At 70.7% G+C, this 16,838-nt stretch carries 15 protein-coding genes; 11 read left to right on the forward strand and 4 right to left on the reverse strand.

The window, feature by feature from the left end; genetic code table 11:
• Window positions 1-118: 118 nt before the first annotated feature.
• Window positions 119-1,351, reverse strand: a complete 1,233-nt coding sequence (locus OHA11_RS34755) for a glycosyltransferase 87 family protein (protein ID WP_266503071.1) — start codon at window positions 1,349-1,351, stop codon at window positions 119-121.
• A gap of 139 nt (window positions 1,352-1,490) precedes the next feature.
• On the opposite strand from OHA11_RS34755, the gene OHA11_RS34760 reads away from it, so the two are divergent.
• Window positions 1,491-2,633: a glycosyltransferase family 4 protein gene (locus OHA11_RS34760; protein WP_266507665.1), complete on the forward strand. Its 1,143-nt coding sequence runs from the start codon at window positions 1,491-1,493 to the stop codon at window positions 2,631-2,633.
• A 228-nt stretch (window positions 2,634-2,861) separates the two neighbouring features.
• Here the strand turns inward: OHA11_RS34760 and OHA11_RS34765 are convergent, their stop codons facing one another.
• Window positions 2,862-4,658 (reverse strand): long-chain fatty acid--CoA ligase, encoded by a 1,797-nt coding sequence (locus OHA11_RS34765; RefSeq protein ID WP_266503073.1) that lies wholly within the window; start codon window positions 4,656-4,658, stop codon window positions 2,862-2,864.
• 319 nt (window positions 4,659-4,977) lie between these two features.
• On the opposite strand from OHA11_RS34765, the gene OHA11_RS34770 reads away from it, so the two are divergent.
• The 6 genes from OHA11_RS34770 to OHA11_RS34795 all read left to right on the forward strand — a co-directional run bounded on the left by OHA11_RS34770 (window position 4,978) and on the right by OHA11_RS34795 (window position 10,732).
• Window positions 4,978-5,802 carry a metallophosphoesterase gene (locus OHA11_RS34770; RefSeq protein ID WP_266503075.1) on the forward strand — a complete coding sequence of 275 codons (825 nt, stop codon included), beginning with the start codon at window positions 4,978-4,980 and terminating at the stop codon, window positions 5,800-5,802.
• Window positions 5,803-5,949: 147 nt separating this feature from the next.
• Window positions 5,950-6,393 carry an SRPBCC family protein gene (locus OHA11_RS34775; protein WP_266503077.1) on the forward strand — a complete coding sequence of 148 codons (444 nt, stop codon included), beginning with the start codon at window positions 5,950-5,952 and terminating at the stop codon, window positions 6,391-6,393.
• A 233-nt stretch (window positions 6,394-6,626) separates the two neighbouring features.
• A complete protein-coding gene (locus OHA11_RS34780; protein WP_266503080.1) occupies window positions 6,627-7,811 on the forward strand; it encodes an ArsA family ATPase in 1,185 nt (394 codons plus the stop codon).
• Window positions 7,812-7,969: 158 nt separating this feature from the next.
• On the forward strand, window positions 7,970-8,449 hold the full coding sequence (locus tag OHA11_RS34785) for a DUF5304 domain-containing protein (RefSeq protein WP_266503081.1): 480 nt from the start codon (window positions 7,970-7,972) through the stop codon (window positions 8,447-8,449).
• Between the two features lie 53 nt (window positions 8,450-8,502).
• Window positions 8,503-9,456, forward strand: coding sequence for an ROK family glucokinase (locus OHA11_RS34790; RefSeq protein WP_266503083.1), 954 nt, complete (start codon window positions 8,503-8,505; stop codon window positions 9,454-9,456).
• Window positions 9,457-9,955: 499 nt separating this feature from the next.
• Window positions 9,956-10,732, forward strand: coding sequence for an endonuclease/exonuclease/phosphatase family protein (locus OHA11_RS34795; protein WP_266503084.1), 777 nt, complete (start codon window positions 9,956-9,958; stop codon window positions 10,730-10,732).
• Between the two features lie 106 nt (window positions 10,733-10,838).
• Here the strand turns inward: OHA11_RS34795 and OHA11_RS34800 are convergent, their stop codons facing one another.
• Together OHA11_RS34800 and OHA11_RS34805 are read right to left on the reverse strand one after the other, a co-directional pair.
• Window positions 10,839-11,573 (reverse strand): hypothetical protein, encoded by a 735-nt coding sequence (locus tag OHA11_RS34800; protein ID WP_266503087.1) that lies wholly within the window; start codon window positions 11,571-11,573, stop codon window positions 10,839-10,841.
• A complete protein-coding gene (locus tag OHA11_RS34805; protein WP_266503089.1) occupies window positions 11,566-12,375 on the reverse strand; it encodes a carboxylesterase in 810 nt (269 codons plus the stop codon). Before OHA11_RS34805 ends, OHA11_RS34800 begins: the two co-directional genes overlap by 8 nt.
• A gap of 301 nt (window positions 12,376-12,676) precedes the next feature.
• Here OHA11_RS34805 and OHA11_RS34810 point away from each other — a divergent pair, with 301 nt between their 5' ends.
• The 4 genes from OHA11_RS34810 (at window position 12,677) to OHA11_RS34825 (ending at window position 16,731) form a co-directional block, all read left to right on the forward strand.
• A complete protein-coding gene (locus tag OHA11_RS34810; protein WP_266503091.1) occupies window positions 12,677-13,504 on the forward strand; it encodes a 1-acyl-sn-glycerol-3-phosphate acyltransferase in 828 nt (275 codons plus the stop codon).
• A gap of 32 nt (window positions 13,505-13,536) precedes the next feature.
• Window positions 13,537-14,802: a MacS family sensor histidine kinase gene (locus OHA11_RS34815; protein WP_266503092.1), complete on the forward strand. Its 1,266-nt coding sequence runs from the start codon at window positions 13,537-13,539 to the stop codon at window positions 14,800-14,802.
• A gap of 78 nt (window positions 14,803-14,880) precedes the next feature.
• On the forward strand, window positions 14,881-15,558 hold the full coding sequence (locus OHA11_RS34820; RefSeq protein WP_266503094.1) for a response regulator transcription factor: 678 nt from the start codon (window positions 14,881-14,883) through the stop codon (window positions 15,556-15,558).
• Window positions 15,559-15,702: 144 nt separating this feature from the next.
• Window positions 15,703-16,731, forward strand: a complete 1,029-nt coding sequence (locus OHA11_RS34825) for a 6-phosphofructokinase (RefSeq protein ID WP_266503095.1) — start codon at window positions 15,703-15,705, stop codon at window positions 16,729-16,731.
• Window positions 16,732-16,838: the final 107 nt, after the last annotated feature.

Consider the following 16,838-nt stretch of genomic DNA (forward strand, 5'->3'; position numbering starts at 1 on the left):
GTGGGGGCTGGTCGCGCAGTTCCCCGCGCCCCTGAAGGCGCGCGGTTCCCCGGGCCCCTTGAGACGCGTGGTTCCCCGTGCCCCTGAAGGGGCGCCCCTGTTGTCGCCGACCTTTTGGTCAGGAGGTCAGCGTCTCCTGGGTGCGGGCCGTCTGAGCGGGCACCCCGGGCAGGGGCGGGTACGACACCGTGTCGCGCCAGAGCAGGGTGCCTGCGGTGACGGACGCGGCCACCAGCAGGCCGTTGCGGATCACGAGCAGCGTGATGCCGAGGCCGTCACTGCCGACGACGTTGGCGAAATAGATGGGGAATTCCAGGACCGTGAAGAAGCACGCCGTCAGGACCATCCCGGCCGGCAGCCCCATCCGGCTGCCGCGGAAGACCAGACACACGGCGGCCGTCCCGACCAGCCACACCATGTACTGCGGGCTGATGACCCGGCTGGTCGTCGTGAACAGGAGTACCGCCACGAACGAGGCGTCCGCGAGCGTGTGCGCCAGGAAGCGCGTCGCCAGCAGCCGCCACATCAGGAGCCAGCCGAACGCGAGCGACGTCAGCAGCAGGGCCACCGTGCTCACCAGGTCGACGTACGGGCCGAGGAACTCCACCGAACCGTAGTTGAGCAGCACCTGGCCCTCCCAGCCGTGGTGCCGGGCGATGTGGAAGACCAGGGAACCGAGGGACTCGACCTCGGTGCCCCGGTCGCGCTGGTAGGTCAGGAACGCGAACGCGCCGGGCATCGACACCGCGAACAGCAGCGCGAGCCCCCCGGCCGTCGTCGCCGCCGCGCCCCACGCCTTCCGCTTCGCCGTGCCCACGAGCAGCAGCGCGGGCCACACCTTCAGCAGCGCGGCGAACGCGGCGAGCGCGCCCATCGCGCGCGGATGCCGCGCCCCCGCGAGGATCGCGGCCACGACGACGGCCGTCACCATCACGTCGTACCGGGAGTACACCGTCGGCCCGAGCAGCGGCACGCCCACCACCCACACCCAGACGCCGGCCAGCGACTTGCCGGGACGCCGGCCCGCGTACAACAGCAGTCCGAAGGCGACCAGGTCGGCGAGGAAGGCGAGGACGAAGAACGCCGACGTGTAGGCGAGGAAGGGCAGCAGCGCGGGGGAGAGGATCGCGAGCGCGGCGGCGGGCGGGTACTGCCAGGTCACGTCGCCCAGCGGGAAGGTGCCGGTGCTCAGGACCTCGTACCAGCTGCGGTAGATCACCGCGACGTCGCTCGTGACGTCGGGACCGGGGAAGATCCACACCCTGAAGACGAAGAGCAGCAGCATCAGCCTGGTCAGGCCCCAGGCCCCCACCAGCAGAAACGAGAACCTCTCCCCGCTCGCTCCCGTCATGCCCACCTGTCCTCTTCCGTACGGATCCTGTGTGCGGCCATGATTCCCCGCGCGGCTGTGGGAGAGCCATGAAGCGGGGCCGTGCGGAGGTGCGAGGTGCCCGTTCGGTGCTGCCGTGCTTTCGGTACTGTCGACCGCGATGCACAAGACCCTGATCGTGACCAACGACTTCCCGCCGAGGCCGGGCGGCATCCAGGCCTTCCTGCACAACATGGCGTTGCGCCTGGACCCCGAACGGCTCGTCGTCTACGCCTCCACATGGCAGCGGGGCAGGGAGGGAATCGAGGCGACGGCAGCCTTCGACGCCGAACAGCCCTTCGCCATCGTACGCGACCGAACAACCATGCTGCTGCCCACTCCGAGGGTCTCCCGGCGGGCCGTGGGGCTGCTCAGGGAGCACGGTTGCACATCGGTCTGGTTCGGTGCCGCGGCGCCCCTCGGGCTGCTGGCACCCGCGCTGCGCAAGGCGGGCGCGGAGCGCCTCGTGGCCACGACGCACGGGCATGAGGCGGGGTGGGCACAACTGCCGGGCTCACGCGGGCTGCTGCGCAGGGTCGGCGAGTCGACGGACACGATCACGTACCTCGGCGAGTACACGCGCTCGCGGATCGCCGCCGCGCTGACGCCGGAGGCGGCCGCGCGGATGGCCCAACTGCCGCCGGGCGTCGACGAGAAGACCTTCCACCCCGGCTCGGGCGGCGACGCGGTCCGCGCGCGGCTCGGCCTGACGGACCGTCCGGTCGTCGTCTGCGTCTCCCGCCTCGTCCCGCGCAAGGGCCAGGACACGCTGATCCTCGCCATGCCGCGCATCCTGGCGAGAGAGCCCGAGGCGGTGCTGCTGATCGTCGGCGGCGGGCCGTACGAGAAGGACCTGCGCGCACTCGCGCGCGAGGCCGGCGTCGCCGACTCCGTACGCTTCACCGGAGCCGTCCCCTGGTCCGAACTCCCCGCCCACTACGGCGCCGGCGACGTCTTCGCCATGCCCTGCCGCACCCGGCGCGGCGGCCTCGACGTCGAGGGCCTCGGCATCGTCTACCTGGAGGCCTCCGCGACCGGCCTGCCCGTCGTCGCCGGCGACTCCGGCGGGGCGCCCGACGCGGTTCTCGACGGTGAGACCGGCTGGGTGGTGCGGGGGGGCTCGCCGGAGGCGGCGGCCGACCGCATCACCGCGCTCCTGGCCGACGAGGAGCTCCGTCGGCGGATGGGGGAGCGGGGTCGGGAGTGGGTCGAGGAGAAGTGGCGCTGGGATTTGCTGGCGGAGCGGCTGAAGGAGCTGCTGTAGGGGGGAGGGGGCGGCGGCGGAAGGTTGTCGGGTGGGTGCGGGCCGGTGGGGGCTGGTCGCGCCCCGCGGCGGAGCCGCAAATGTCACAGCCCCGCGCCCCTGAAAAGACGGTGGGTGCAGCCCCGGCCCCTTTAGGGGCGCGGGGAACTGCGCGACCAGCCACAACGCACCCGCACCGTCACTATCACCATCGCCATAACCGCGCCACAAGGCGTCCCCGGTGGGGGCTCAGCCCCGATAGATGGCCTCGATCTCGTCCGCGTAGTCCTTCGCCACCACATTGCGCTTGAGCTTCAGGGACGGCGTGAGGTGGCCGGAGTCCTCGCTGAACTGGGAGGCGAGAACACGGAACTTCCGCACCGATTCCGCCTTCGACACCGCGGCGTTGCCGTCGTCGACAGCGCTCTGGATCGCCGCGAGCAGATCCGGATCCTGACCGAGCGACGCCGCGGTGGAACCCGCCGGCTTGCCGTGCTCGTCGGCCCAGCGCCCCAGGAACTCCTCGTCGACGGTGATCAGCGCGCCGATGAACGGCCGCCCGTCGCCCACCACCATGCACTCCGCGACCAGCGCGTGCGCGCGGATCCGGTCCTCGATCACGGCCGGGGCGACGTTCTTGCCGCCCGCGGTGACGATGATCTCCTTCTTGCGGCCGGTGATCCGCAGATAGCCGTCCTCGTCGAGCGTGCCGATGTCCCCGGTGTGGAACCAGCCGTCGGCCAGCGCCTCGGCGGTCGCGGCCTCGTTGTTCCAGTACTCCTTGAACAGGTGCTCGCCGTGCAGCAGCACCTCGCCGTCGTCCGCGATGCGGATCACGGAACCGGGCAGCGGCTGGCCGACCGTGCCGATCTTCGTCCGGTCCCAGGGGTTGAAGGCGGTGGCCGCACAGGACTCGGTGAGGCCGTAGCCCTCCAGGACCGTGAAGCCGATACCGCGGAAGAAGTGGCCCAGGCGCTCGCCCAGCGGGGCGCCGCCCGAGATCGCGTACTCGCCCTTGCCGCCGAGCACCGCGCGCAGCTTGCTGTAGACGAGCTTGTCGAACGTCAGGTGCTTGAGCCGCAGGCCGATCGACGGGCCCGACGGGGTGTCCAGCGCGCGGCTGTACGCGATCGCCGTGTCCGCCGCCTTGTCGAAGATCTTGCCCTTGCCGTCCGCCTGCGCCTTGGCTCGCGCCGAGTTGTAGACCTTCTCGAAGACGCGCGGCACACCGAGGATCAACGTCGGCCGGAACGAGGCCAGTTCGTCGGTGAGGTTCTTGATGTCCGGGACCATGCCCAGCTTGATCGGCGCCATCATCGGCGCGACCTGTACGAGCCGCCCGAAGACGTGCGCGAGCGGCAGGAAGAGGAGCACCGAACACTCGCCCGTACGGAACAGCGGGCGCAGCCGCTCCACGATGTTGCCGCACTCGGCGAAGAAGGCGCGGTGGGTCAGCACGCAGCCCTTGGGGCGTCCGGTCGTGCCGCTCGTGTAGACGATGGTCGCCGGGTCGTCGGCCTTGGCGAACGAGCTGCGCTCCTGGACGACGGCGTCCGTGACGTCCTCGCCGGCCCGGCCCAGCTCGTCGACACCGCCGCCCTCGATCTGCCAGACGTGCTTGAGGTGGGGCAGCCGGTCGCGCACGGACTCAACAGCGGCCGCGTGAGCGTCCAGCTCCACGACGACCGCGGTCGCGCCCGAGTCGCCGAGGATCCACTGCACCTGCTCCGGCGAGCTGGTCTCGTACACCGGCACGGTGACCGCGCCCGCGCTCCAGATCGCGAAGTCCAGGAGCGTCCACTCGTAGCGCGTACGCGACATCAGGCCGACCCGGTCGCCAGGCGCCACGCCCGAGGCGATCAGGCCCTTGGCGGCGGCCTGTACCTCGGCGAGGAAGGCGGTGGCCGTGACATCCGTCCAAGTGCCGCCGACCTTGCGGGCAATGACCGCGACGTCCGGGTGCAGCGTCGCGTTTCTGTGGACGATGTCGGTCAGATTGCCGTCCGCAGGGACCTCGTACAAAGCCGGAAGGCTGAACTCGCGCAAGACTGCTGCTCCTCATAGGGCGCCGACGCCACGACTTCGTGTGATGCGACGGAGCGGTCCAAGGCTCGGGCAAATGCTCGGGGACGGGATGCCGAAACCCTGAGCATGACTGGACTGCCCGGACGTTACCCGCCGGTACTGCTTCTTCGACAGGGGGGTCGGTCGAGATGTTCCCCGCGTCACACGCGTTGGTGTTCCACTTGGTGTTCCTCTTGGTGCTTCTTCGCGCAGGGTAGTCCACCACGTTACTGACTGGCAGGTAACCGCAGGTCCGCCCGCGCCTACTCACGTTTGCTCCACAGGCTTACCCTTGATCGCCATGGCAGGCACACATGGTGGTAACGGCGGCGACTCGCGCGGCGAGAACCGCGAGACTCCACGGACCAGGGTCCACGTCGTGAGCGACGTGCACGGCAACGTCCGTGACCTGGCCAGAGCCGGTGACGGCGCGGACGCCCTGATCTGTCTCGGCGATCTGGTGCTCTTCATCGACTACGCCGACCACTCGCGCGGCATCTTCCCCGACCTTTTCGGCACCGAGAACACGGACCGCATCGTCGAACTCCGCACCGCCCGCCACTACGAGGAGGCCCGGGCGTTCGGCGCGCGGCTGTGGGCGGGCGTGGACCGCGGACCCGCCATCGAGAAGGCCGTACGCAAGCAGTACGCCGAACTGTTCGCGGCGTTCCCCACTCCGACGTACGCCACCTACGGCAACGTCGACGTGCCGCCTCTGTGGTCGGAGTACGCCGGGTCCGGCACCACCGTGCTCGACGGCGAGCGCGTCGAGATCGGCGGCCGGGTCTTCGGCTTCGTCGGCGGGGGCCTGCGTACGCCCATGCGGACGCCGTACGAGATCAGCGACGAGGAGTACGCGGCGAAGATCGAGGCCCTCGGCGAGGTCGACGTGCTGTGCACGCACATCCCGCCGGAGGTCCCCGAGCTCGTCTACGACACGGTGGCGCGGCGCTTCGAGCGGGGGAGCCGGGCACTGCTCGACGCGATCCGGCGCACCCGGCCGCGGTACTCGCTCTTCGGCCACGTCCACCAACCGCTCGTGCGGCGGATGCGGGTGGGCGCCACGGAGTGCGTGAACGTCGGGCACTTCGCCGGAACGGGGAAGCCGTGGGTGCTGGAGTGGTGAGGGCCGGCGGCGCCCGCGGGCCCGGGGCTCGCCGCCCGTCCGCCGCGCGGTAGCCTTCACGCTGCATACACAGGCAAGAAGCGTTCGTACCTCGAAGAACACCCCGAACACCCCTTTGTCCGGACCGCATCTGGAGGAGCCACGGCGATGGCGGAACACACCAGCTCGAGCATCACGATCGAGGCGGCACCGGCCGACGTCATGGCGGTGATCGCGGACTTCGCCCGCTACCCGGACTGGACGGGAGAGGTGAAGGAGGCGGAGGTGCTCGCCAAGGACGAGCAGGGCCGCGCCGAGCAGGTACGCCTCGTCATGGACGCGGGCGCCATCAAGGACGACCAGACCCTGGGCTACACCTGGACCGGCGACCACGAGGTCTCCTGGACCCTGGTCAAGTCCCAGATGCTCCGCTCCCTCGACGGCTCGTACATCCTCAAGCCCGCGGGCACCGGTGCCACCCAGGTCACCTACCAGCTCACCGTCGACGTCAAGATCCCGATGCTGGGCATGATCAAGCGCAAGGCGGAGAAGGTCATCATCGACCGGGCGCTGGCGGGCCTGAAGAAGAGGGTGGAGTCGGGCGAGAAGTAACCCACTCACCCAGCCTGTCCGGCGTTTGAGGACGAGCGCGTTCAGCGCGATGCGGGGGTCTGGGGGCGGAGCCCCCAGAAAGGGACGATGGGGTCCACCCGCTCATGGGGGTCCCCCCCGCTCGAGCGAAGCCGAGAGTGGGGGAGAAGCCGAGAGTGGGGGAGGGCAGGGGCGGTGGGGGCGAAACCCTCTCCGCTCAGCCCGCCGGCCAGGCACAGGTACCGTTGACCTACATGCGCACCATCCTGATCACCGGCCCCGGCGGCTCCGGCCGCACCACCGTCGCCGCGGCCACCGCCCTGGAAGCCGCCCGCCAGGGCACCCGCACCCTCCTGCTCACCGCCGACCGCACCGACACCCTCGGCCCCATCCTCGGCACCCCCACCGGCGGTACCCCCACCGAAGCCGCCCCCCGCCTCACCACCTGGCGACCGGACGCGACCGAGGACTTCCGCACGGACCTCCTCGCCTTCCAGGACCGCGCCGCCACCGCCCTCGACCTCCTGGGCGCCACCCGCCTGGACGGCGAGGAACTCACCCCCCTCCCCGGCGCCGAGGAACTCACCTTCCTCCGCGCCCTGCGCGACGCGGCCACGGCGGCAGACACGTACGACCTTCTGGTCGTCGACCTGCCGCCCACCCCGCGGGCACTCGCCCTCCTCGCACTCCCCGAACAGCTGCGCCGCTACCTCCGCCGCCTGCTCCCCGCGGAGCGCCAGGCCGCCCGCGCGCTGCGCCCGGTCCTCGGCCGTCTCGCCGGCGTCCCGATGCCCGGGGAGTGGCTGTACGAGACGGCGGCCCGCTGGGACGTCGAACTGGCCGCCGCCCAGCTGGCCGTCGAGGACCCGGCCACGACCGTACGGCTGGTCGCGGAGCCGGGCCCGGCCGGCACCGACGCCGTACGCGACGCCGCCACCGGCCTCGCCCTGCGCGGCCTGCGCACCGACGCCCTGATCGCCAACCGCGTCCTGCCCGACACGTCCCCCGACACCTGGCTGGCCACCCTCGCCGTCCAGCAGCGCAAGGCGATCGACGAGTGGAGTGACGAGTGGGGGCAGACGTACGACGTACGCGAGATCCCCCACCTGGGCCGGGACCCGCGCGGCACCGAGGACCTCGCCGCGCTGCCCGTGCCCGCGCCGGGCGACGCCCCGGGACCGGTCGAGTGGCCCGTCGCCGACCACCTCGCCGACGACGGCGTGCTGGTCTGGCACATCCCACTCCCCGGCGCGATACGCGAGGAACTCGACCTCGTACGCCGGGGCGACGAACTCGTCGTCACCGCCGGGCAGTTCCGCCGGATCGTCCCGCTCCCCTCCGCCCTGCGCCGCTGCACCGTGGACGGTGCCTCCCTGCGCGAGGGCGAACTGCGCGTCCGGTTCGCACCGGACCCGGACCTGTGGCCGCGGGGGAAGTGACCGAGTCCCGATCCGTGGCGGCGGGGAAGGTGACCGAGTCCCGGTCCGTGGCCGCGGGGAAGGTGACCGAGTCCCGATCCGTGGCGGCGGAGACAGTGAACGGCATACCCCCGTTCGGGTAACGTCGAGAGACACAGAACCCATGCTTGGAGTCCGCCATGAGCGATGAGCGCCCCACGTCCGACGCCGACGCCGCGGAGGACGCGCTCGACGAGGTGCGCGCGACCGACGCCGATGCCTGGGCGAAGGCGTGCGCCGAGGACCTCGCCGCGGAGAAGGCCCGCCGCCGCAACCAGTACGGCCAGCCGCCCGGCTCGGCCGCCGAGGAACTGCGCAAACTCGTCGACAGCGTCGCCGACAAGCTGTCCGGGCTGCAGTCGCCACTGCTCGGCGCGGTCGCGGGCGGCGCCGCCCAGCAGATGGTCAACCAGGTGGTGCAGCAGGCCAAGGCCGCCGTCGAGCCCGTCATCGAGCGCAACCCCGACGTCTTCGACCACCTGGCCGCCGCCGGCTCCGAACTGCTCGCCGCGTACCGCTCCGCCGTCGAGGCTCAGGAGCGTCGCTGGACCACCCGAGACACCGCCCCGAACCCCCGCGACGAGGGCACCGGTCCCGGTGAACACATCGACCTCGACTGAAGCCGCTCGGGTACGGTTGGCCGTAGCGGGGCTCGACCGAAACTGAGGGATTCATGGGACTCACCATCGGCGTCGATATCGGCGGCACGAAGATCGCGGCCGGCGTGGTCGACGAGGAAGGCAACATCCTCTCGACCTTCAAGGTGCCGACTCCGACGACGCCGCAGGCCATCGTGGACGCGATCGCCGCGGCCGTAGAGGGCGCCCGGGCGGGGCACGAGATCGTCGGCGTGGGCATCGGTGCCGCCGGGTACGTCAACCGCCAGCGCTCGACGGTCTATTTCGCGCCGAACATCGACTGGCGGCAGGAGCCCCTGAAGGACGAGGTGGAGGCCCGCGTGGGCCTGCCGGTCGTCGTCGAGAACGACGCGAACGCGGCGGCGTGGGGCGAGTACAAGTTCGGCGCGGGCAAGGGCCACCGCAACGTCATCTGCATCACGCTGGGCACCGGCCTCGGCGGCGGCATCATCATCGGCAACAAGCTGCGCCGCGGACACTTCGGCGTGGCCGCCGAGTTCGGCCACATCCGGATGGTCCCGGACGGCCTGCTGTGCGGCTGCGGCTCCCAGGGCTGCTGGGAGCAGTACGCGTCCGGCCGCGCCCTCGTCAGATACGCGAAGCAGCGCGCCAACGCGACCCCCGAGAACGCGGAGATCCTGCTGTCGCTCGGCGACGGCTCCCCCGACGGCATAGAGGGCAAGCACATCTCGATGGCCGCGCGCCAGGGCGACCCGGTGGCCGTCGACTCCTATCGTGAGCTGGCCCGCTGGGCCGGCGCCGGTCTGGCCGACCTGGCCTCGCTCTTCGACCCCTCCGCGTTCATCGTCGGCGGCGGCCTCTCGGACGAGGGCGAGCTGGTCCTCGACCCGATCCGCAAGTCGTACAAGCGCTGGCTCGTGGGCGGCAACTGGCGCCCGGTCGCGGAGGTCATCGCCGCGCAGCTGGGGAACGAGGCGGGGCTGGTGGGCGCGGCCGACCTGGCTCGCGAGCCCGACCCGATCATGTAGTGCACCCAGCCCATGACTGCCCGCCTTTCCCTCCGGGGGGCGGGCGGTTTTGTTTCCGGGGGGTGTGGGCTGTCTGCGGGGGCGTGGGGGCTGGTCGCGCAGTTCCCCGCGCCCCTTAAAAGCGGGGGCTAGGCCCTATCGTCAAATTCCCGTCGTCGCCCGGAGGGCGGCCTCGCGGCGTCAGGTGCGTGCTCTGGGGGTCCCCCCGGCCGGAGGCTGGGGGAGTGCCGGGCACAGGCCCTCGTACTGGACGTACGTGGGTCTGTGCCCGGTGCGGCGAGTGGGGGCACCTCCCACGCCCTTAAGGCAGTGGGGGAGCGTGCATGGCGTCGCGAGGCAGACGGGAATTTGACGACAGGGCCTAGCGCCCCCAAAGACAGCGGGCAGGGGCGCACCCCCGGCTTTTTGTCTTTAGGGGCGCGGGGAACTGCGCGACAAGCCCCCACCGGCCCGCGGTAATGCAACGACCCGACACCCCCCGCCCGATATCTTGATCGACATGCCGACCAGCCCTTCCGCCAGTCCGCTACCAGCGCCCCGTACGGAACCCGACGGCTCGGCCGTCATCCGGGTCCTCAGCTACAACATCCGCTCCATGCGAGACGACACCACCGCACTCGCCCGAGTGATCACGGCCTGCGACCCGGACCTCGTCCTGGTCCAGGAAGCCCCCCGTTTCTTCCGCTGGCGCAAGAAACTGGCCCGCCTCGCGGCCGCCTCCGGCCAGGTGATCCTCTCCGGCGGCGCCACCGCATCGGGCCCCGCCCTCCTCTGCTCCCTGCGGGCCACGGTCGAACGGACCGAGGACGTACTCCTCCCCCTCACCCCGGGCCTGCACAGACGTGGCTTCGCCACAGCCGTCGTCCGGTTCGGCGGAGCCGCCCGCCTCGGCGTACTCAGCTGTCATCTCTCCCTCCAGAAGGACGAGCGCCTCGCGCAGGGCGGCATGCTGCTGGATCGCCTCGCCGCCCTGGGCACCCGGTACGCCGTCGTGGGCGGCGACCTCAACGAACGCCCGAAGGGCCGTACCTTCGGACGCCTCGCCGCAGAGCTCCAGGACTGCTGGACGGTGGCCCCCTGGGGCGCGGAGTACACCTCGACGCCCACCGACCCCCACCAGCGCATCGATGCGCTCTTCGCCACGGAGGGCGTGGAGGTCCTGGGCTGCGGCGTACCGCTCGGCCACCCCGGGGTGACGGTGGCAGACCTGCGGGCAGCCACCGACCACCTGCCGGTCCTGGCGGCCCTCCGGGTGCCCGCTTCCCACCGGCCGTAGGCGGTCAAGGGCGGTCATGGGTGGCCATGGGTGGCCATGGGCGAGGGCCCGCTCGGAGTGTCTCCGGACGGGCCCTCGTACCTCATACGCCTGAGAAGAACAGCCCTCAGACCACCGCGCCGCGCCCCGGGTCGTCCTCGTCCTCGTCGTCTCCGCGCATCCGCCCGACCAGCGTGGCGAAGCCGCCGAGGAAGCCGCCGATGCCGAGGGTGGCGAGCCACCAGGTCATGTCCCAGCCGAGCAGTACGGCGAGGAGGAGCAGGATGGGCCCGCCGATCACGGCCAGCCAGGCGAACTTGGCCGTCGCGTCCGCGGCGGGCAGCGGGGGAGGCTCGGGCGGCACGAAGTGGCCCTCGTCGTCCTCGTCGAAGTCCTCCTCGACCGGTTCGGGCATCGCGTAGTCCCGTGGGCCCGCGACGCCGGGTGCGAAGGCGATCGAACTGCCGAGCGGCTTCTCGGCGGGGGGCTCGCCCTCCGCGTCGGAGCCAGTGGAGTCGGCGGAACCAGTGGAGTCCGTGGCCTCCGCGGACTCCGTGGCGTCCGTACCGCCTTTCGTGTCCTTGGAATCCTTGGAGCCCCTGGAACCCTTGGAGTCCCTGGGGCTTCTGGCGGTCTTCGTGCCGGAGTCACCCGTGTCGTCCGAGTCGTTCGTCTCGGGCTCCAGGAGTGCCAGGTCCTCGATCGACTTGAAGGGTTTGGCGCCGGGCGGGTCGGGCGGTTCCTCGCCGTACCCCGCGACGATCGCGTCCCACGCCGCGGCCTCGTCGAACGACGGGCCCTGCTCCTCGCCGGACGGCGCGTCCTTCTCCTCGGGCTCGCGGTCCGCGTCGTGCTCAGCCACCAGTGGCCGTCCCTTCCTGCTGACCCACCTGACCCGCGCCGGTCTCCTTGCCGGCGCCGGGTGCGAGCCGGGAGACGAAGGCGAAGCTCTCCTCGAAGATCCGGTCCGCGTCGTGGTCCAACGTCGCGACGTGGTAGCTCTGTTCCAGGAGTATCTCCGTGACATCGGTGGACGACACCCGGCTGAGGATGCGGGCTGAGTCGGCGGGCGGCACGACATGGTCCTGCGGGCTGTGCAGGAGCAGCATCGGCTGCGTCACCTGCGGGAGCTCGCCGTCGACCAGCCGGTAGAAGTTGCGCATCGAGTGAGCCGCGTGCAGGGGCACCTTGTCGTAGCCGATCTCGATACCGCCGTCCTTGGCGATGTCGCTGGTGATGCCCTTCACCGTCCTGACGAAGTGACGGATCACCGGGAGGGCGTACGCCGCCAGGCCGTGCACCTTGTTCGCCGGGTTGACGACCACGATGCCGCTGATCTCGTCGCCGTGCTTCGCGGCGAGCCGCAGTGCGAGGGCGCCGCCCATGGAGAGGCCGAATACGAAGACCTGGGAGCAGCGCTCACGCAGGGCGCGCAGCTCACGGTCCACCTCCGCGTACCAATCCTGCCAGCCGGTGAGCTGCATGTCCTCCCAGCGCGTGCCGTGCCCGGGGAGCAGGGGCAGCGCGACGGTCAGACCGCGCTCGGCGAGATACTCCGCCCAAGGGCGCAGCGACTGCGGGGAACCGGTGAACCCGTGGCAGAGAAGAACGCCGACCTCTCCGCCCTCGTGGCGGAACGGCTCGGCTCCAGGCAGGACCGGCACCTTCGGTCTCCTTGTTCATTGAAGAGGTTCATTGAAGAGGGACGGTTCATGGATGAAAGACGCTCTGGGATGAAGGGACTGCTCATGAAGCGGGAAGAACGACTGCTCATGAAGAGGGACGGCTGTTCATCGAGAACTGTTCATTCGTGAGAGCTGTTCGGCCCGGGGCGACGCGACGATCACCCCGAAGCTTCGAGGCGTACTTCACCGTACGCGACCGCACTGACACCGACCAGGGCCGTCGGGTCCTTTGACGGTGCTCCGGGTTAAGGTCTGACCGAGAGGCACAGGAGGCACGCAGTTGATCTACGGCGCATTGAAGGTTTCCGTCGGAGTGCCTCTGAAGCTTGCTTTCCGACCCTGGGTGGAAGGCCTCGAGAACATTCCCGCCGAGGGCCCGGCCATCCTGGCGAGCAATCACCTGTCGTTCTCGGACTCTTTCTTCCTGCCCGCGGTCCTGGACCGCAAGGTCACGTTCATCGCGAAGGCCGAGTACTTCACGACCCCCGGCTTCAAGGGCCGGATGACGGCCGCCTTCTTCAAGAGCGTCGGCCAGCTGCCGGTGGACCGTTCCGGAGCGCGCGGCGCGGGCGAGGCGGCCATCAAGAGCGGCATGGGGGTCATGGAGCGCGGCGAGCTGTTCGGCATCTACCCCGAGGGCACACGGTCGCCGGACGGCCGCCTCTACCGGGGCAGGCCCGGCGGCCTCGCGCGCCTGGCGCTCGCCTCCGGAGCGCCCGTCATCCCGATCGCCATGATCGACACCGAGAAGATCCAGCCGCCGGGGAAGGTGATGCCCAAGCTGATGCGCCCGGGCATCCGCATCGGCGGGCCGCTGGACTTCAGCCGCTACAACGGCATGGAGCACGACCGCTTCGTCCTGCGCGCGCTGACCGACGAGGTCATGTACGAGATCATGAAGCTCTCCGGACAGGAGTACGTCGACATCTACGCGACGGCCGCCAAGCGGCAGATCGCGGACGAGGCGAAGGCACAGAAGCAGGCGCAGAAGGAAGCCCAGAAGGAATCTCAGCAAGAGACCCAGAGGGAAGCCCAGAAGGAAGCCGGGCAGGCGCAGGAGCGGACCGACGCGGACGAGACGGGCGAGACGGATCGGTCCAACTCCTAGACGAGTCGGCGGGGGATGGGGTAGTGGGGGACATGGCCAAGCGCGAGAGAGTCATGAGGATGTCGGTCGAGCAGCCCCTGTGGCGTGCGCTCACCGCGTACCGGGTCCTGACCATGTTCTATGCGATCGGCCTCTTCGCCACGCACTACGGCGACTTCATCCGCCCCGAAGTGGCCATCGGCTACTACCTGGTGCTCATCGCGTGGACCTTCGCCACCCTGCCCAGGATCGCGAACGCGGCGAGCTGCACCAAGCGCTTCCTCGCCGTCGACCTGACCATCGCGCTCGCCGGCATCCTGCTCACGCCGATCGCGGACTCCCACGACCGGATCGTGGGCGGTGGCCCGACCCTCCCGTCGATATGGACCGCGGGTTCCGTGCTGGCGTTCGCGATCAAGGGCGGCTGGCGCTGGGCGGCCTTCGCCTCGGCGCTCGTCGGCGTCGCCAACGTCGTCCAGCGCGGCGCGTTCAGCCAGGACACCCTCCACAACGTGCTGCTCGTCTGGGTCGCCTCCATCGCCATCGGATACGTCGTCGAGGTCGCCCGCGCCTCTGAGCGCACCCTCGCCCGCGCCCTGGAGATCGAGGCCACGACACGCGAGCGGGAACGGCTCGCCCGCGACATCCACGACGGCGTCCTCCAGGTGCTGGCCATGGTGCAGCGCCGCGGTTCCGCACTCGGCGGCGACGCCGCGGACCTGGGCCGCCTCGCGGGCGAGCAGGAGGTGGCGCTGCGCACGCTGGTCTCGGCCGGGCTCGTACCGGTGTCACGTGTGTCGGAGGACGAGGCCGAGGGCGCCCTGGTGCGCGCGGTGGACGAGCCGGACCCGGACGACGGCTCCGGCGGCCCCTGCGATCTGCGCTCGCTGCTCGCCCCGTACGCCACCGCGCAGGTGACCTTCTCCGCGCCGGGCACCCCGGTGCCGCTCGCCCCGGCCGCCGCGAAGGAGCTGGCCGCCGCCGTCGGGGCCGCCCTCGACAATGTCCACCGGCACGCGGGCGCGGACGCCCGCGCGTGGATCCTGGTCGAGGACGAGCCGGACGAGGTGATCGTGACCGTACGGGACGACGGTCCCGGCATCCCCGAGGGGCGGCTCGCCCAGGCCGAGGGGGAGGGGCGCCTCGGCGTGGCCCTGTCGATCCGTGGACGGCTGCGTGAGATCGGCGGCACGGCCGAGCTGATCTCGGTGCCCGGCCAGGGCACCGAGGTCGAACTGAAGGTCCCGAAGACGGACATGACGAACGTGACGAGCGCGAAGGACCCGAAGGGTCCACGGGGGAAGGCGGAGCGGCGATGACAAGGACGACGGGAAAGCCGACAGGAAAGCCGACGGGGAAGACCACGGAGGCCATGGCGAAGGCAGGGCAGGCCGGCGATGAGTGACGGAAAGGGCCCGATCAAGGTCATGGTGGTCGACGATCACCCCATGTGGCGCGACGCGGTCGCCCGTGACCTGGCCGAGTCCGGGTTCGACGTGGTCGCCACGGCGGGCGACGGCGAGCAGGCGGTGCGCCGTGCGCAGGCCGTCGCCCCCGACGTTCTCGTCCTCGACCTGAACCTGCCGGCCAAGCCCGGTGTGCAGGTCTGCAAGGAGCTGGTCGGGGCCAATCCCGCCCTGCGCGTCCTGGTCCTCTCCGCGAGCGGCGAGCACGCGGACGTGCTGGAGGCGGTCAAGTCCGGGGCCACCGGCTATCTGCTCAAGTCGGCGTCCACGGAGGAACTGATCGACGCGGTGCGCCGCACGGCCGTCGGCGACCCCGTCTTCACGCCCGGGCTCGCGGGCCTGGTCCTCGGCGAGTACCGCAGACTCGCCTCCGACCCCGGGCCCGCCACGGGCAGCGACGAGCCCAGGGCCCCGCAGCTCACCGACCGTGAGACCGAGGTACTCCGGCTGGTCGCCAAGGGCCTGAGCTACAAGCAGATCGCCGAGCGCCTGGTGATCTCCCACCGCACGGTCCAGAACCACGTGCAGAACACCCTGGGCAAGCTCCAGCTCCACAACCGCGTGGAGCTGGTGCGCTATGCCATAGAGCGGGGCCTCGACGACGCGTAAACCGTCCGTGTCCCACCAACGAGTGAAGACGCGTGATCAACACGCGCACAATTCACCGGAATTGACCTTCCGCCCCCTGCTGAAGTGACCTGGATCACTATTAGCGTGGGTCCCATCAGCCAACCGCGGCGAAGGGACTTTTCCATGCGGGTCGGAGTACTGACCGGAGGCGGCGACTGCCCCGGGCTCAACGCCGTCATCCGGGGCATCGTCCGCAAGGGCGTGCAGATGTACGGCTATGACTTCACCGGCTTCCGAGACGGCTGGAGGGGACCGTTGGAGGCCGACACCGTCCGGCTCGACATTCCCGCCGTGCGCGGCATCCTGCCCCGCGGCGGCACCATCCTCGGCTCCTCGCGCACCAACCCCCTCAAGGTGGAGAACGGCATCCGCCGGATCAAGGAGAACCTCGCCGAGCTGGAGGTCGACGCCCTGATCGCGATCGGCGGTGAAGACACGCTGGGCGTCGCGGCGCGCCTCACCGACGAGTACGGCGTGCCGGTCGTCGGCGTTCCGAAGACGATCGACAACGACCTCTCCGCCACCGACTACACCTTCGGCTTCGACACCGCCGTGAACATCGCGACCGAGGCGATCGACCGGCTGCACACCACCGCCGAGTCGCACATGCGGGTGCTGGTCTGCGAGGTCATGGGCCGCCACGCGGGCTGGATCGCCCTCCACTCGGGCCTCGCGGGCGGCGCGAACGTCATCCTCATCCCCGAGCAGCGCTTCGACGTCGAGCAGGTCTGCGCGTGGGTGACCTCACGCTTCAAGGCCTCGTACGCGCCGATCGTGGTCGTCGCCGAGGGGGCGATGCCCAAGGACGGCGACATGGTCCTCAAGGACGGCTCGCTCGACTCCTACGGGCACGTCCGCCTCTCCGGCGTGGGCGAGTGGCTGGCCAAGGAGATCGAGCGCCGGACGGGCAAGGAGGCCCGTACGACGGTCCTCGGACACGTCCAGCGCGGTGGCACTCCCAGCGCCTTCGACCGCTGGCTCGCCACCCGCTTCGGCCTGCACGCCATCGAGGCCGTCCGGGACGGCGACTTCGGCAAGATGGTCGCTCTGCACGGCACCGACATCGTCCGCGTCCCCATCGCCGAGGCCACGGCCCGCCTCAAGACGGTGGACCCCAGCCTCTATGAGGAGGTCGGAGTTTTCTTCGGCTGACCCGAGCTTTTCTCGCCCCCGCCGCCCCTACCCTCCCCCACTCTCGGCTTCTCCCCCACTCTCGGCTTCGCTCGAGCGGGGGGACCCCCATGAGCGGGGGGACCCCC

The organism is Streptomyces sp. NBC_00878, assembly GCF_026341515.1.
Taxonomy (GTDB): domain Bacteria; phylum Actinomycetota; class Actinomycetes; order Streptomycetales; family Streptomycetaceae; genus Streptomyces.

Coding starts and splice junctions, on each gene's coding strand:
- OHA11_RS34755 (WP_266503071.1), bottom strand. CDS start 1,351: ATGACGGGAGCGAGCGGGGAGAGGTTCTCGTTTCTGCTGGTGGGGGCC.
- OHA11_RS34760 (WP_266507665.1), top strand. CDS start 1,491: ATGCACAAGACCCTGATCGTGACCAACGACTTCCCGCCGAGGCCGGGC.
- OHA11_RS34770 (WP_266503075.1), top strand. CDS start 4,978: ATGGCAGGCACACATGGTGGTAACGGCGGCGACTCGCGCGGCGAGAAC.
- OHA11_RS34775 (WP_266503077.1), top strand. CDS start 5,950: ATGGCGGAACACACCAGCTCGAGCATCACGATCGAGGCGGCACCGGCC.
- OHA11_RS34780 (WP_266503080.1), top strand. CDS start 6,627: ATGCGCACCATCCTGATCACCGGCCCCGGCGGCTCCGGCCGCACCACC.
- OHA11_RS34785 (WP_266503081.1), top strand. CDS start 7,970: ATGAGCGATGAGCGCCCCACGTCCGACGCCGACGCCGCGGAGGACGCG.
- OHA11_RS34790 (WP_266503083.1), top strand. CDS start 8,503: ATGGGACTCACCATCGGCGTCGATATCGGCGGCACGAAGATCGCGGCC.
- OHA11_RS34795 (WP_266503084.1), top strand. CDS start 9,956: ATGCCGACCAGCCCTTCCGCCAGTCCGCTACCAGCGCCCCGTACGGAA.
- OHA11_RS34815 (WP_266503092.1), top strand. CDS start 13,537: ATGGCCAAGCGCGAGAGAGTCATGAGGATGTCGGTCGAGCAGCCCCTG.
- OHA11_RS34820 (WP_266503094.1), top strand. CDS start 14,881: ATGAGTGACGGAAAGGGCCCGATCAAGGTCATGGTGGTCGACGATCAC.
- OHA11_RS34825 (WP_266503095.1), top strand. CDS start 15,703: ATGCGGGTCGGAGTACTGACCGGAGGCGGCGACTGCCCCGGGCTCAAC.